Origin of the sequence: Pseudoalteromonas sp. SG43-8, from assembly GCF_014164245.1 — a bacterium.
Classification (GTDB): domain Bacteria; phylum Pseudomonadota; class Gammaproteobacteria; order Enterobacterales; family Alteromonadaceae; genus Pseudoalteromonas; species Pseudoalteromonas distincta.
On record NZ_JACJEX010000022.1, the window covers coordinates 14,226 to 30,344 of the forward strand.

Consider the following 16,119-nt stretch of genomic DNA (forward strand, 5'->3'; position numbering starts at 1 on the left):
TTTACCTCAAAGTTAGGCGACAACGGACGCTGTTTTTTCTTTTCTACGTAACATTTCACCAGCGAGTGCTAAATATGCTTTAGCGCCACTTGATGCCCGGTCATAATACATAGCAGGTGTACCAAAACTAGGTGCCTCTGCTAAACGAACATTACGCGGGATCACCGTACGGTATACTTTGTCGCCAAAATGTTGTTTTAATTGTTCTGATACGTCATTCGCTAAACGGTTACGCGGATCGTACATAGTACGAAGTATGCCTTCAATTTGTAAGCTAGGATTTACTAACTTAGCAAGCTGCGTAATCGTATCCATTAATGCGGTTAACCCTTCAAGTGCATAATACTCACACTGCATTGGCACTAAAATAGAATCAGCTGCAGCCATTGCGTTAACAGTTAACATATTTAAAGAGGGTGGACAGTCAATAAAAATAAATTCGTACTGATCCTGAATTTTTTCAAGTGCGTTACGTAAACGCACTTCACGGGCAAATAATTCCATCAATTTAACTTCTGCAGCGGTTACATCACCGTTTGCAGCAATCATATGGTATTCGCCAGACGTTTCTTTGATAATAACGTCTTCTATAGGTTTATCTTCAATGAGTAAGTCGTAAATAGTTGGTACATCGCCGTACTTATCTACGCCACTTCCCATAGTCGCATTACCTTGCGGATCGAGATCAATTAACAGCACTTTACGTTTCGTTGCAGCCATAGACGCAGCGAGGTTTACAGCGGTTGTAGTTTTACCCACTCCACCTTTTTGATTTGCTAATGCGATGACTTTTGCCACGGTGTCTCTGATCCCTAGTCTTTAGAAAGAATAATTAAATGTCGTTGTGCATCTAACTTAGGTACTTCTAATGCAATTTTTTGCTCAAACTTAACGCCAGTAGGTAATGACTCTAGCTCTTCACTAGGGAACACACCTTTAAGCGCTATAAATTTACCCGAATGATCAATTAAGTGCGAACACCAGTCAACCATATCTTGTAATGAAGCAAATGCACGACTGAGTACGCCATCTAATTTAACACTTGGCTGATATTCTTCAACTCTTGACTGAACAGGTGTTACGTTATCAAGGCCAAGCTCATGTTTAACATGCATTAAAAAGCGAACGCGTTTACCTAGACTATCTAATAACACAAATTGTGTTTTAGGTAATGCAATCGCCAATACAATGCCCGGAAGGCCAGGCCCTGTGCCAACATCAATATAATGATGACCGGGTAAGTGAGGTGCAACAACTAAACTATCCATAATATGCTTAATCATCATTTCTTCAGGTAAGCGTACCGAAGTTAAATTATAAGCTTTATTCCACTTATCTAATAACTCGACGTAACGAACTAGCTGTTGCTGTTGTTTTTGTGTTAGCGCAATATCAGTTTGCGCTAACAATGTAGTTAATTGTTGCTGTAACACTATGTACCCTTATCGTTACGCAGATTTGCGTAATAAGCCTTGCTTCTTCAGATACACTAATAATAGCGAAATCGCCGCTGGGGTGATACCAGAAATACGCGATGCTTGGCCAATAGTGTCTGGACGTGACTCAATAAGCTTAGCAACAACCTCATTTGATAAACCTGATACAGTTTTGTAATCAAACTCTTTTGGTAAAATTGTTTGCTCATGACGAAGCTGCTTATTGATCTCATCTTGTTGACGCGCAATATAGCCTGCGTACTTAGTATGGATCTCAACTTGTTCAAGTGCTGCTACGTTTGTAAATTCAGATCCTAAACCGTCAATAGCCATAAGATCGTTATAACGAATCTCTGGACGACGAAGTAATTCTTCTAAACTTGCTTCACGAGTTAATGGTGTTTTTAGTAATGCATTTACTTGATCAACAACGACGTGATCTTTATGAATCCACGTATCTTTAATGCGTTGTTTTTCTTTTTCGATTACTTCCATTTTTTCGTTAAATGCCTGCCAACGTTCGTCATTAACTAAACCCAGCTCACGACCTTTTTCAGTTAAGCGAATATCTGCATTATCTTCACGAAGTAGTAAACGGTATTCGGCACGGCTAGTAAACATGCGGTACGGTTCTTTCGTACCCAGTGTTGCTAAGTCGTCAATTAATACACCGACGTAAGCTTCATCGCGACGTGGCGTCCAAGAATCTTTACCTTGCACTTTTAACGCAGCATTCATACCTGCAATTAAGCCTTGTGCACCCGCTTCTTCATAACCGGTAGTGCCGTTTATTTGACCCGCGAAAAATAAGCCTTCGATAAATTTTGTTTCTAAAGACTGTTTTAAATCGCGTGGATCAAAGTAGTCATATTCTATTGCATAACCTGGTCGACAAATATGTGCATTTTCAAAACCAGAAATAGATTGCACAATCTCAAGTTGTACATCAAACGGTAAACTAGTAGAAATACCATTTGGATATAATTCGTATGATGTTAAGCCTTCAGGTTCAACAAATATTTGGTGCTTATCTTTATCTGCAAAACGTACAATTTTATCTTCAATTGATGGGCAGTAACGTGGACCAATACCTTCAATAACACCTGAGTACATAGGTGAGCGATGTAGGTTTTTACGAATAACATCATGTGTTTTTTCGTTGGTGTAAGTGATGTAACACGGTATTTGTTGTGGGTGATCTGATTGTTTACCCATAAATGAAAATACAGGTGTTGGCATATCACCAGGCTGTGCTTCCATTTTTGTAAAATCAACAGTACGTGCATCAATACGTGGCGGAGTACCTGTTTTTAAGCGATCCACTCTAAAAGGGTGTTCGCGTAAACGTTCAGCCAATGCAATTGATGGTGGATCACCAGCACGACCGCCTTTGTAATTTTCTAAACCAATGTGTATTTGGCCGCCTAAAAAGGTACCCACGGTTAAAACAACACTTGGAGCACTAAAACGTAAACCCATTTGAGTTACTACGCCAGTAACACGATCGTTTTCAACAATAAGATCATCACATGATTGTTGAAAAATCTTAAGGTTATCTTGATTTTGTAATGTTGTTTGAATAGCTGCTTTGTACAAAGCGCGATCTGCTTGTGCTCGAGTTGCACGAACAGCAGGTCCTTTTGAAGAGTTTAGTGTGCGAAATTGGATCCCGCCTTTGTCAATGGCCTGTGCCATTGCACCGCCAAGCGCATCAATTTCTTTTACCAAATGACCTTTGCCAATCCCACCAATCGCTGGGTTACAAGACATTTGACCAAGGGTATCCATATTGTGAGTCAGTAGCAGGGTATTCATCCCCATACGGGCAGCTGCTAATGCGGCTTCAGTGCCAGCATGCCCACCACCTACTACGATAACGTCAAAATTTTCGTGAAAAATCATTAATGGGATCCTACTTAAATCAAACCGGTAAACTTCAAAAGGGAGCGTATTCTACCTAGAAATTGGCAGAAGATAAATGATTAAACAAAGAGCAAGATCTAAGTATGTGATCTCTAATAATATAAAGGATCTTTTAAAGAGATCTTTTATTACTATTACTACTACTGATCAGCTTTTCTGTTGATAAGGTTTAGATCTTCATTTAAAACATGAAATTAGATCAGATCTAAAGGTGTTAATATGATCGGATCATCCAGCAAATAAGCTCTGATCAAAAAGGCACCTTATGCACAGGGCTGAATCAGTTGGATCTTATCCCATGGATAAGCATGCTTTAAAAAGCAGTTTATTCAATCTTTATCCACAAAATCTATTAAATTATTAGTAAATTGTGGGTAACTTTATATATAACTTTTTACTTGATCTATCTATTTTAAGCCTGTTTTGGTTATCCAAGAGTCTAACCATGCTAATGCTGTCTCTTCTGGTAGTGCTTCATCGAGAATATTAAGCTCTAAGCGTTCTGCTACTTTTATAGCGCCTTTTTGAGATAATAAGGCATCTATATTACGTCCAGCTTGGTTGTAAGTGTCATAACTGGTATCACCTAAAGCGATTACTGAGTATTTTAATTCTGATAAATCATTAGCTTGAGTCACATCTTCAACAAAGCTAATAAAGTTTTCAGGATAATCACCTGCACCATAAGTAGATGTGCAAATTAACCAAATGGTATTTTGCTGATCAATATCGCTAAATTCAGGTTGATCATGTAGTTGTGTAGTAATACCAAGGTTATTAAGCGCGTCGCTTAGTTGCTCTGCAACATACTCGGCTGATCCCATTTGGCTGCCAACAATAAGATTTACTGAACTCATGAATATTAGTGATCACATTGGTTTTAATTGCTGCCTATGATAACTGAGTGTGAGTAACAGTAAAGTTAAGAGTGCTTTTTTGTATAACTATTTTTGTGCTAATTTTATTCTTATTTGAAAGCGGCTCCTTAAGTTGTTGATATTATAGGGGTTAACAAAATGTCTTTAAACGTAATCTTCTGATCAAGTTGTTGATAACAGTGGGGAAAGCTCTGTTTAAACACACCTTTTAGGTTGTTTAATAATCGCTAAGTTATTGATATTACTATTTAGTGAAAGACTTAATTATAAATCTAGGCATAAAAAGCACAAGGTGATCATAATGTGGATATAAAGGTTGTTGATAACCTTAAATTTAGATCGAAAATAATTTTACTAAATGATCTAATTGAGCTGATCTAACGAAATTACTTAAAAATAAGCTTATAAACAGATAATTTTTAATAGATCATTAGGTTTTTCTCTGCGAGGTGGCTCAATTTACTATTTATTTGAGCTAAAAATTAGGTTTTGTGGATAAGTGATCTCAATATATTTAATTTAATGCGTATTTATAGCTGCTTTTTTTATGTATTTTGCTGGTGGATTAGTAGATCAAAAGTTTGATGCACTCAAATCTCGAGTCATTTTACTAAAAAGCCGCAGTGATCGTCTGTTCATATGTTGTATAAAGTTGGTTTTTTAGAGTGTTTATCGTCACGTTTTAGCTCTTAAATTGAGCAAATAACATCAGTTTTTATGAGCTAGGTAATTATAAAAAAGCTATTTATAACTAACTTTTGTGTGGAGGATAACGATTTTAAAACGTATTTTTGTTTGAAATATGTATCGGTTTTGACCTTAAAATGGGTGTTACTTGCGCTATTAATACCTTACTTAAAGGCTCTTTTCACTGTCTAATCTACATAATCTAGCTGGTAATAATTATCGCTTTGGGTATGATTTTATTGCCAGAACTGGCTGGGATTGACGGTATAAATACATATTTTATAGTGAATATTTTACATAAAAAAGAGCACCTAAGTGCTCTTATAATAAACATATATCTGTAATAAGGTGCTTATTTACCAATACAAAATGAGCTAAATATCTTGCCAAGTAAGTCGTCTGAGGTAAATTCACCGGTTATTTCGTTTAAATACTGCTGTGTTAAACGCAGTTCTTCAGCCAATATTTCACCAGCAATGTGCATTTCTAATTGTGTTTTACCTGTTTCTAAATGATACGCAGCACTCTCTAGCGCATCCAAATGACGACGGCGCGCCATAAAGCCACCCTCTGTTGCGCCTTGAAAGCCTATACAGGCTTTTAAATGCTCGCGAACAAGTTCAATACCGTCAGCATTTTTAGCACTTAAGCTGATGACCGGGTATTGTTGCTCTTGCTCCATTCCGACTATATCACCCGATAAATCAGCTTTATTTCTGATGACCGTAACCCCCATACCTTCTGGTAATTTGGCCATAAATTCAGGCCAAATTTTATGCGGGTCAGTATCTATAGTGTCAGTGCCATCAAGCATAAATAAAACGCGATCGGCTTGGTTTATTTCATCCCACGCCCGTTCAATACCTATTTGTTCTACGCGGTCAGGGCTCTCTCGTAGGCCTGCGGTATCTATAATATGCAGTGGCATACCATCTATATGTATATGCTCTCGTAGTACGTCGCGAGTGGTACCGGCTATTTCTGTTACGATTGCAGCTTCACGACCGGCTAGGGCGTTTAGTAGGCTTGATTTACCGGCATTTGGGCGACCAGCAATAACAACACGCATACCTTCGCGCATGATGCTGCCTTGCTTGGCTTGGTTGGTTACGGTATTAAGCTGGGTAATGATGATGTCTAAGTCGCCTGATACCTTACCGTCTGATAAAAAATCAATTTCTTCATCAGGAAAATCTATTGCCGCTTCTACATACATACGTAAGTGAATTACTTTTTCTACAAGCGTTTCTATGTGTTTAGAAAATTCACCTTGGAGAGACTGTAGGGCGCTTTTGGCAGCTTGTTCGCTGGTAGCATTAATTAAGTCGGCGATGGCCTCTGCTTGTGTTAAATCAAGCTTGTCATTCATAAATGCGCGCTCAGAAAACTCACCAGGCTTTGCTAAACGAACTCCCTCTATTTTACTAATTTCTTTAAGTAGCATATCAAGTACTACAGGACCGCCGTGGCCTTGTAATTCAAGTACGTCTTCACCAGTAAATGAGTTAGGACCTGCAAAGTAAATGGCAATACCTTGGTCAAGTTGCTCGCCAGCTAGGCTTTTAAATGGCACGTAATCGGCGTAGCGAACTTTAGGAATTTTACCTACTACTTTTTCGGCGACACTTTTAGCAAGGCTACCTGAAACGCGAATAATACCAACACCACCACGTCCGGGGGCAGTTGCTTGTGCTGCAATTGTATCTTGATTGATCATGCTATTAATTTGCCAACGATGAGTAACTTTATGGCGGTATTGTAACCTATGAAATAAACACTCGCGAATACTCTGGTGAAAAACAGGCAATAAAAAAGGCGACCGAAGTCGCCTTTATATAAGTAGGAGCTTAGTTAGCCTCTTACTTTAATTCCTTTCTTTTCCATGCCACGGTAGATGATTAACATCTGGACAATAGAAATAAGGTTAGACACTAACCAGTAAAGAACTAAACCCGATGGGAACCATAAGAAGAATACAGAGAAGATAACCGGCATAAAGGTCATCATTTTTTGCTGCATTGGATCAGTTACCGTCATAGGCTGTAGTTTTTGCGTCACAAACATACTCGCACCAAATAAGATTGGTAATACGTAGTACGGGTCTTGTGCAGAAAGGTCAGTTAACCAAAAAATAAATTCAGCATGGCGAAGTTCAGTAGATTCTAAGAATACGTAGAACAAGGCTAAGAAAATCGGCATTTGAAGTAAAATAGGGAAACAGCCACCCATTGGGTTAACTTTTTCTTTTTTGTACATTTCCATAGTTGCTTGGCCGAACTTTTGACGGTCGTCACCAAACTTTTCTTTAAGAGCTGCCATTTTAGGCTGTAGCGCACGCATTTTTGCCATTGAAGTGTATTGCGCTTTAGTAAGTGGGTACATTAACGATTTAACGATAATAGTGATGGCAATAATTGCTACACCCCAGTTACCTAAAATGCTATGTAGCCATTTTAGCAATACGAATAAAGGTTGCGAAATAAACCATAACCAACCGTAATCTACAGTTAAGTCTAAGTCTGGGTGAATCGCTTCAAGAATATCTGACTCTTTCGGACCCATATAATAAGTAGCAGTTAGTGTTTGCTCACTACCAGCTTGAATATTTACAGCGGGATCTTTAGCACCAATAATAGCGGCATTACTTTTTGTAATTAAGCTATAAATTGTATTTGTTTGATCCTGCATTGGAACCCAAGCACTTACAAAGTAATGTTGTATAAATGCAACATAACCACCTTGCGTGTTTTTGTTTAGGTTTTTATCAGCCATATCTGAAAAACTATACTTTTCATATGGTTCTTCGTCAGTACCGTATGCAGCACCTAAATAGTTTTGATCAACCATGCTACCTTTTTCTTGTACGGTACGCTTAATTTGCGTGTATAGCTGTACTTGAAGAGGTGCGCTGGTAGTGTTGTTGATTTTGTATTCTAAGCCTACGTCATACTGACCTTTTTTGAATACATACGTTTTAGTAAAACTAACACCATTACTATCAGTAAACTGAAGTGGAACGCGAAGCTCATCACCCGTTAAGGTATATGATTTTTGTTCGGTACTATAAGTAGGGCGACCGTTAGCTGACGCGTCAGGGCCATTTAAGCCAATTAAGCCACTTTGTGAAAAGTATTGTTTGCCACTATCAAGCTGACCAAGAAGCATATAAGGTGTTTCACTTCCTTTAGTTTCTTCGTATTGAAGAAGGTCTGTTTCAACGATGTCACCGCCTTTGGTGTCAATTTTAACTTTAAAAACGTCAGTTGTGATTTCAATAACTGAACGTTTAGCTAAAGTTGCTGAAGCGGGTAAACCTGAATCTGACGATGAAGGAATATAATCATCCGACTCAGGTGAATTTGCTTGTAGTGTTTGTGTTGTGGCACTTGGATCGGCTTTAGGCTTGTTGTAATCATTATCCCATTCTTGGAACAATAAAAACGACACTAGCATTAGGCCAATTAATAAAAACGTGCGTTGCGATTCCATAACAGCTCTTATTTCTCGTGTTGGTGGTTAATATGGGTTAATTTTTCAGGTACGGGGTCGTCTCCACCTGAATGTAAAGGATGGCATTTTAATATGCGTTTTAAAGCTAACCAACTACCTTTTATAAATCCATGCAAATTAATTGCTTGAATTGCATAATGTGAGCAGCTTGGATTAAAACGACAATGCGGACCTAACAGCGGGCTAATCCACTTTTGATAACCGCGGATAAATAACACTAAACAAATCTTAGGAAAAGCAACAAGTGGTTTAATTAACCTCATGATGTTTATGCCCCTACTTAAGTTTAGTGAGATAGATATCATGTATTTAAAGACTCAATTAGAAATTTTAAATGCATGATTAAAAGGTGAGCTAAAGATACATTAATTAACCCTGCAATTCTATTGCAATTAGGTTTGTTTATTAGATTTAGCTGATTTGTTTGGGCGTTTCTTAAAAGGTGGCGGTTTAGGTGCACCTGGTTTACAGCGTTCGTTAATTTTTCGCCATAATTTAGTAAGTTGTTTGGTTAATTCTTCATTAGACTGTTCATCAATACCACTTTTCACCATAAGCACAATATCAATATTATCGATGCTGTGTTGATTTAAACGAAAACTTTCGCGAGCGAGACGTTTAATACGGTTTCGTTGGCATGCCTTTTTTACGCGTTTTTTAGCAACAGTAAGACCTAACCGAGGTTTTTCTTGGTCATTTGGTTTAGCTAATAGAGTAAAGAAAGGAGTTGCAGCCCGAGCGGGTTCATTAAATATGCGAGAGTAATGCGAGGGAGTTAACAGACGTAACTCCCTGCCAAAGCTAAAGTCTTCCACTTATAAATTAAGCAGAAAGAACTTTGCGGCCTTTAGCGCGGCGACGTGCTAATACTTTACGGCCATTTACAGTTGCCATGCGAGCACGGAAGCCGTGTGCACGTTTGCGTTTTAAAACGCTAGGTTGAAAAGTTCTTTTCATAACAATCTCATCCGATCGGTTAAAGTTAAAACATCCTATACAGGTCGCGATCCTGGCATAGGTGCCATTGCGAGCGCGAGATATTATAGAGTAAGTAACGTAAAGTCAATCATAATTACGTTCGCAGTATATAGCCTACTTATGGTCCATAAAGAGATCATGTAGAGCGATCTGATAGGATCATCATAAATAAGAAGTTTTCCACAGCCCCTGTATAAAAAGTGAATAAAAGCGGGGGAAAAGAAAATTGGATCGTAAATTTGGTTCGCGATCTTGGTGTTATTTTGTTATGATCTCCTCTTCGGATCTAAAATAAAAACTGTTTTAAATCAGGTTGTTAATGATTTTATACATCGATATCAACAATTTTATAAAAATCAATCTTTTACTTGTGGATAAAGTGCCTTCATAATACGCGGTCTTGGGTCGCTTATTGGACCATTTGAACGCAATAAATGTATGATTTATAATCATTAATGATGTGCGGGAATAAAAATTATATCTCTGGGAGTTTAACTGTGTATCTGTCGGTTTGGCAAAGTTGTTTATATGTGTTGCAAGATGAGCTGCCTTCGCAGCAATTCAGTATGTGGGTAAGACCACTACAAGCAGAAAGTACCGAAGATACCTTGACGATTTATGCACCTAATCGCTTTGTGCTTGATTGGGTAAGAGAAAAGTACCTAAATAGAATTAACGAATTATTAGTAGAAATTTGTGGTGTTGAAGCACCAAAGCTACGTTTTGATGTAGGTAGTAAGCCTTTATTAAATGCACAAGCTGCACCGGTTATAGAAACACAATCAGCACCACAAGCTTCTACAAAACAACAGCCTCGTGAGCAAAAGCCTGTTGTTGAACCTGCACCTAAGTCAGGTTACAAATCTAACATTAAAGAAAACTATACCTTTGACAGCTTTGTTGAGGGTAAGTCAAACCAATTAGCAAAAGCAGCGGCCACTCAAGTTGCCGATAATCCTGGCTCTGCTTTTAACCCTGTATTTATTTACGGTGGTACTGGTTTAGGTAAAACTCACTTATTACATGCAGTAGGTAACGGCATTATGGCAAACAAGCCAGATGCTAAAATTGTTTACATGCATTCAGAACGCTTTGTTCAAGATATGGTAAAGGCACTGCAAAATAATGCGATAGAAGAATTTAAGCGCTATTACCGCAGTGTTGACGCATTAATGATTGATGATATTCAATTTTTTGCTAATAAAGAGCGTTCACAAGAAGAGTTTTTTCATACCTTTAATGCATTACTTGAAGGCAACCAACAAATTATTTTAACCTCTGACCGTTATCCAAAAGAGATTGAAGGGGTCGAAGACCGTCTTAAATCACGTTTTGGTTGGGGATTAACAATCGCGATTGAGCCACCAGAGCTTGAAACTCGCGTTGCTATTTTGATGAAAAAAGCACAGCAAAGTAAGATTAACTTACCACATGAAGTTGCCTTTTTTATCGCCAAAAAATTACGTTCAAATGTACGTGAACTAGAAGGCGCACTTAACCGTGTAATTGCTAATGCTAATTTTACAGGTCGTCCAATTTCGATTGATTTTGTAAAAGAAGCACTACGCGATTTACTTGCCTTGCAAGATAAGTTGGTTACGATAGATAATATTCAGCGCACCGTTGCTGAGTACTACCGAATTCGAGTGTCAGATCTATTGTCTAAGCGCCGCAGCCGCTCCATAGCAAGGCCACGCCAAGTTGCCATGGCATTATCTAAAGAATTAACTAATCACAGCTTACCTGAGATTGGTGACGCATTTGGTGGACGCGATCATACGACCGTATTACACGCATGTCGTAAGATAAAATCACTACGTGACGAAAGCCACGAAATTAAAGAAGATTACCAAAACTTAATAAGAACATTGTCATCTTAGGGCTGACTTTATTATGCAAATAACAATATCAAGACAACAATTTTTAAAGCCATTGGTGCAAGTGTCGGGTGCAATAGAGCGCAAACATACGCTACCAATCTTATCTAACGTTTTGTTAGTGGTAGAAAACGGACAACTTTCAATGACGGGTACTGACCTTGAAATTGAATTAGTTTCTGTCGTATTTGTAGGTGATGATATTGCCGATACAAAACTAACGTTACCCGCTAAAAAGTTACTCGATATTTGTAAAAGTCTACCAGATGGTTCAGACATTACTTTAAGCTTGCAAGAGCACCAATTACTTTTAACCAGTGGTAAAAGCCGTTTTTCATTAACGACTTTATCTGCTGATGATTTTCCTAATTTAGAACAGTGGGATGGCGAGGTTGAATTTCAACTAACTCGTTTAGAGCTTCGTAAGTTACTTGAAAGCACGCATTTTTCGATGGCGAATCAAGACGTACGTTATTACTTAAACGGTATGTCTTTTGAAGTAGATAATACAGACATAAAAACAGTAGCAACAGATGGTCACCGTTTAGCTATTGCACAAAAGCAATTAACGCAATCGCTTAACACTCAACGTCAATTAATTATACCTCGCAAAGGTGTGCAAGAAATTATGCGCCTTATGGTAGCTGACGACGAATTGGTAACAATTCAGTTTGGTGCTAACCATATCCGTATTATTGATATTGAGTTTACATTTACAAGTAAGCTAGTTGATGGACGCTTTCCTGATTACCGTCGTGTATTACCACGTGGTGGCGACAAAGTAATTACAGCTAACCGAGAATGGTTACGAAATGCGTTTCAACGAGTGTCTATTTTATCGAATGAAAAATTTCGTGGTGTACGCTTAAACCTATCAAACGGTTTATTAAAAATTACTGCCAATAACCCAGAGCAAGAACAAGCTGAAGAAGTTGTTGAAGTAAGTTACGAAGGCGCGGACCTAGAAATAGGATTCAACGTGTCTTACGTATTGGATGTACTAAACACATTAAAAACAGAAGACGTACTATTTACATTAGCCGACTCAAACAGCAGTGCATTAATTGAAGGTGCAGGCGATGAAGAAGCAATGTACGTTGTTATGCCTATGCGTTTATAAGACTATAAATACATAATGAGCTTAAGTCATTTGAGCCTCAAATATTTTCGTAATATTGAGGCGCTGACGCTAGAACCAGTCAACGGCGTTAATATAATTTATGGTGAAAATGGCAGCGGAAAAACCAGCCTTTTAGAGGCTATATATTACCTTTCTCATGGCAAATCTTTTCGTACTCCAAAACACAAAAGTATTATTGCGCACCAGCAAGAGCAATTTGTAATTCACGGGCGTAAAACAATACACGATTTATCAATTCCAATTGGTATTAGTAAAACGCAAACGGGTGAGACCAATTTAAAAATTCAAGGTAAGGCGAGCCGTAAGATATCAGAACTCGCTCAACTTATGCCTGTACAAATTATTACACCAGAGAGTTATTCTTTGTTTTTTGGTGGACCTAAAGAGCGCAGAAAGTTTTTAGATTTAGGTTTGTTCCACGTGGAACATGAGTTCTTTTTTTTGTGGCAATCATTTAATAAAGTACTTAAACAACGTAATGCATTGTTAAAAACTAAGCCCAAGAATTATTTTGACCAAATTAAGTTTTGGGACAAAGAATTTGTTAGACTGGCTGAAGAAATAAATAAATTAAGATTGGCGTATATAAGTAGGTTTAAGCAGCAATTTTTTGATAAAATGTGTGCAGAATTAACGCTTGTACGTGATTTAGAAATGACCTTTAGCGCAGGCTGGAAAGAGACTGAATCTCTTGCAGATGCGTTAGAGCAAAACTTTGAGCGAGATGCTCGCCAAGGGTTTACAAGTAAAGGCCCTCATAAGGCCGATTTTAGTTTTAGTGTCGCTGGCAACAGTGTGGAGAATACATTCTCACGCGGTCAATTGAAGCTATTATTGTATGCGTTGAAAGTTACGCAAAATAGCTTAATTGAGTCAGAGACAGATAAGCAATCTATATTGCTAATAGATGATCTACCTTCAGAATTAGGCGAAGATACAAAAGAGAAAGTGGGACAATTACTTGCTCACTGCAGTTCTCAAATTTTTATCTCTTCAATTTTATCTGAAAGTATTTCTGCTGTGGTGGAACCCATGCAACGAGAACTACAAATGTTCCACGTGAAACATGGCAACCTAATAACAAGATAAGTGGGATTAACCATGTCTGAGAATTATGACTCGTCGAGTATTAAAGTACTTAAAGGATTAGACGCAGTAAGAAAGCGTCCTGGAATGTATATTGGGGACACCGATGATGGCACAGGCTTACACCACATGGTGTTTGAGGTCGTTGATAACTCGATCGATGAAGCCTTAGCAGGTCATTGTGATGATATTTATGTAACGATTCACTTAGACGGTTCTGTCTCAGTTCGAGATAACGGTCGTGGTATCCCAACTTCTATCCATGAAGAAGAAGGCGTATCTGCAGCCGAAGTTATTATGACGGTACTTCATGCCGGTGGTAAGTTTGATGATAACTCTTATAAAGTATCAGGTGGCTTACACGGTGTTGGTGTTTCTGTTGTAAATGCACTTTCAGAAAAACTAAAACTGACTGTTCGTCGTGAAGGAAAGCTTCATGAGCAGTTTTATACTATGGGTGTTCCAGATGCACCTTTAGCTGTAATTGGTGACTCAGAAACAACAGGTACAGAATTACGTTTTTGGCCAAGCGCTGAAACATTCACAAATTTAGATTTTCATTACGACATTTTAGCTAAGCGTTTACGCGAGCTTTCATTCCTAAACTCAGGTGTGAGCATCATCTTAAATGATGAGCGTGAAGAAAATAAATCTGACCACTTTAAATATGAAGGCGGTATTCAAGCTTTCGTAGAATACTTAAACCGTAATAAAACACCTATACATAAAGGTGTGTTCCATTTTACTCACGAACGTGAAGAAGATGGTATTAGTGTTGAAGTATCAATGCAGTGGAATGATGCATACCAAGAAAACATTTACTGTTTCACAAATAATATTCCACAACGTGATGGTGGTACTCACTTAGCCGGTTTTAGATCAGCGCTAACACGTACACTTAATAACTACATGGAAAAAGAAGGCTTTAACAAAAAAGCTAAAACAACCAGCAATGCTACCGGTGATGATGCCCGTGAAGGCTTAACGGCTGTTGTTAGTGTTAAAGTTCCTGATCCTAAGTTCTCATCACAAACTAAAGATAAGCTAGTATCAAGTGAAGTTAAATCTGCGGTTGAACAAGCAATGGCTGAAAAATTCACTGAGTTTTTACTAGAAAACCCAACTGATGCCAAAATTGTTGTAGGTAAGATTATTGATGCCTCACGTGCTCGTGAAGCGGCGCGTAAAGCCCGTGAAATGACACGACGTAAAGGTGCAATGGACTTAGCAGGCTTACCAGGTAAGCTAGCTGATTGCCAAGAAAAAGACCCAGCCCAATCTGAACTATATATAGTGGAAGGGGACTCTGCTGGCGGATCAGCCAAGCAGGGACGTAACCGTAAAAACCAAGCTATTCTTCCGCTTAAAGGTAAAATATTAAACGTAGAAAAAGCACGTTTTGATAAAATGTTATCTTCGCAAGAAGTAGCAACACTAATTACTGCATTAGGGTGTGGTATTGGTCGTGACGAATATAACCCTGAGAAATTACGTTATCACCGTATCATCATCATGACCGATGCGGACGTGGATGGTTCTCACATTCGTACGTTACTACTAACATTCTTCTATCGTCAAATGCCTGAAATTGTAGAACGCGGTTATATTTATATTGCCCAACCACCACTTTATAAAGTGAAAAAAGGTAAGCAAGAGCGTTATATTAAAGATGATCCAGCATTAGTAGAGTACTTAACGTCGCTTGCACTTAATAATGCTGCTTTATATCCAAGTGCAGATGCTTCTGCGCTAGAAGGTGAAGCGCTAGAGAAAGTCGTTCACGATTACCAAAATACAGTTAAAGTTATTGAGCGTTTAAAGCGTAAATATCCTAACACGGTAATGGAACGCTTAATCTACCAAACAGAGTTGAAAACTGATGACCTTTCTGACGAAGCTAAAGTAATTGCTTGGACAAAAGAGTTAGTTGATGACCTGATTGCACGTGATGAAGATGCAACTATTTTCCATGCGGGTACAGAGTTTGACGCTGAGCGTAATCTGTATTACCCGGTTGTGAATATTCGTCAGCACGGTGTTGATAAAGCACATGTACTTCATTATGACTTTATTGCATCACGTGACTACCAACGCATTGCTGTGACTGGTACTAACATTGCAAACATCCTAAAAGAAGGTGCTTATATTCAACGTGGTGAGAAAACAAAACCTGTTGATAACTTTGTGGATGCTTTGGAATGGTTGATCACAGAATCTAAGCGCGGGATCTACATTCAACGCTATAAAGGACTGGGTGAAATGAACCCAAGCCAGCTTTGGGAAACGACAATGGATCCTAGTGCCCGTCGTATGTTACAAGTAACGATTGAAGATGCTGTTGGCGCGGATCAATTATTTGCCACCTTAATGGGTGATCAAGTAGAGCCTCGTAGAGAGTTTATCGAAACTAACGCTCTACGCGTAGTTAATCTAGACGTGTAAAAATATTACTTACACCGAAAAAGGAGCCTAATGGCTTAATGCCGATCAGTTAAGAAAATGACCGGTTGACCGATCCAAACGATCATGCAAAATCCGTAGTTAGGAAACTAACTACGGATTTTTTTGTGAATATAGAACAAGCACTGCAAGCAACACTTGAA

General features: G+C 38.4%; 13 protein-coding genes. 4 read left to right on the forward strand and 9 right to left on the reverse strand.

The features are described 5' to 3' along the window. Positions 1-12 precede the first annotated feature (12 nt). The 9 genes from H5122_RS19415 to rpmH form a co-directional block, all read right to left on the reverse strand. Positions 13-798, reverse strand: coding sequence for a ParA family protein (locus H5122_RS19415; RefSeq protein WP_004335235.1), 786 nt, complete (start codon positions 796-798; stop codon positions 13-15). 14 nt (positions 799-812) lie between these two features. Next, complete coding sequence (rsmG, locus tag H5122_RS19420) at positions 813-1,433, reverse strand: 16S rRNA (guanine(527)-N(7))-methyltransferase RsmG (RefSeq protein WP_182675790.1); 621 nt, start codon at positions 1,431-1,433, stop codon at positions 813-815. Between the two features lie 15 nt (positions 1,434-1,448). Beyond that, a complete protein-coding gene (mnmG, locus tag H5122_RS19425) occupies positions 1,449-3,338 on the reverse strand; it encodes a tRNA uridine-5-carboxymethylaminomethyl(34) synthesis enzyme MnmG (protein ID WP_004335230.1) in 1,890 nt (629 codons plus the stop codon). Between the two features lie 428 nt (positions 3,339-3,766). Beyond that, a complete protein-coding gene (gene mioC, locus H5122_RS19430; protein ID WP_182682988.1) occupies positions 3,767-4,216 on the reverse strand; it encodes an FMN-binding protein MioC in 450 nt (149 codons plus the stop codon). Positions 4,217-5,276: 1,060 nt separating this feature from the next. Beyond that, the gene (gene mnmE, locus H5122_RS19435; RefSeq protein ID WP_182682989.1) at positions 5,277-6,641 is read right to left on the reverse strand and encodes a tRNA uridine-5-carboxymethylaminomethyl(34) synthesis GTPase MnmE; all 1,365 of its coding nucleotides are present in this window, start codon (positions 6,639-6,641) and stop codon (positions 5,277-5,279) included. 134 nt (positions 6,642-6,775) lie between these two features. Continuing rightward, positions 6,776-8,413 carry a membrane protein insertase YidC gene (yidC, locus tag H5122_RS19440; RefSeq protein WP_024597181.1) on the reverse strand — a complete coding sequence of 546 codons (1,638 nt, stop codon included), beginning with the start codon at positions 8,411-8,413 and terminating at the stop codon, positions 6,776-6,778. 8 nt (positions 8,414-8,421) lie between these two features. Continuing rightward, positions 8,422-8,697 (reverse strand): membrane protein insertion efficiency factor YidD, encoded by a 276-nt coding sequence (gene yidD, locus H5122_RS19445; RefSeq protein WP_004335219.1) that lies wholly within the window; start codon positions 8,695-8,697, stop codon positions 8,422-8,424. Positions 8,698-8,826: 129 nt separating this feature from the next. After that, positions 8,827-9,249 (reverse strand): ribonuclease P protein component, encoded by a 423-nt coding sequence (gene rnpA, locus H5122_RS19450; protein WP_004335217.1) that lies wholly within the window; start codon positions 9,247-9,249, stop codon positions 8,827-8,829. A 7-nt stretch (positions 9,250-9,256) separates the two neighbouring features. Beyond that, complete coding sequence (gene rpmH / locus H5122_RS19455) at positions 9,257-9,391, reverse strand: 50S ribosomal protein L34 (RefSeq protein WP_004335215.1); 135 nt, start codon at positions 9,389-9,391, stop codon at positions 9,257-9,259. Positions 9,392-9,909: 518 nt separating this feature from the next. Between rpmH and dnaA the strand changes: the two genes are divergently transcribed. From dnaA to gyrB, 4 genes are read left to right on the forward strand one after another with little or no spacing between them, the layout of a single operon-like run. Continuing rightward, complete coding sequence (gene dnaA, locus H5122_RS19460; protein WP_004335207.1) at positions 9,910-11,292, forward strand: chromosomal replication initiator protein DnaA; 1,383 nt, start codon at positions 9,910-9,912, stop codon at positions 11,290-11,292. Between the two features lie 13 nt (positions 11,293-11,305). Next, positions 11,306-12,409 (forward strand): DNA polymerase III subunit beta, encoded by a 1,104-nt coding sequence (gene dnaN / locus H5122_RS19465; protein WP_182682990.1) that lies wholly within the window; start codon positions 11,306-11,308, stop codon positions 12,407-12,409. A 15-nt stretch (positions 12,410-12,424) separates the two neighbouring features. Continuing rightward, positions 12,425-13,519, forward strand: a complete 1,095-nt coding sequence (recF, locus tag H5122_RS19470) for a DNA replication/repair protein RecF (RefSeq protein WP_024597182.1) — start codon at positions 12,425-12,427, stop codon at positions 13,517-13,519. 12 nt (positions 13,520-13,531) lie between these two features. Further along, positions 13,532-15,958, forward strand: a complete 2,427-nt coding sequence (gyrB, locus tag H5122_RS19475; RefSeq protein ID WP_182682991.1) for a DNA topoisomerase (ATP-hydrolyzing) subunit B — start codon at positions 13,532-13,534, stop codon at positions 15,956-15,958. The last annotated feature ends 161 nt before the right edge of the window (positions 15,959-16,119 follow it).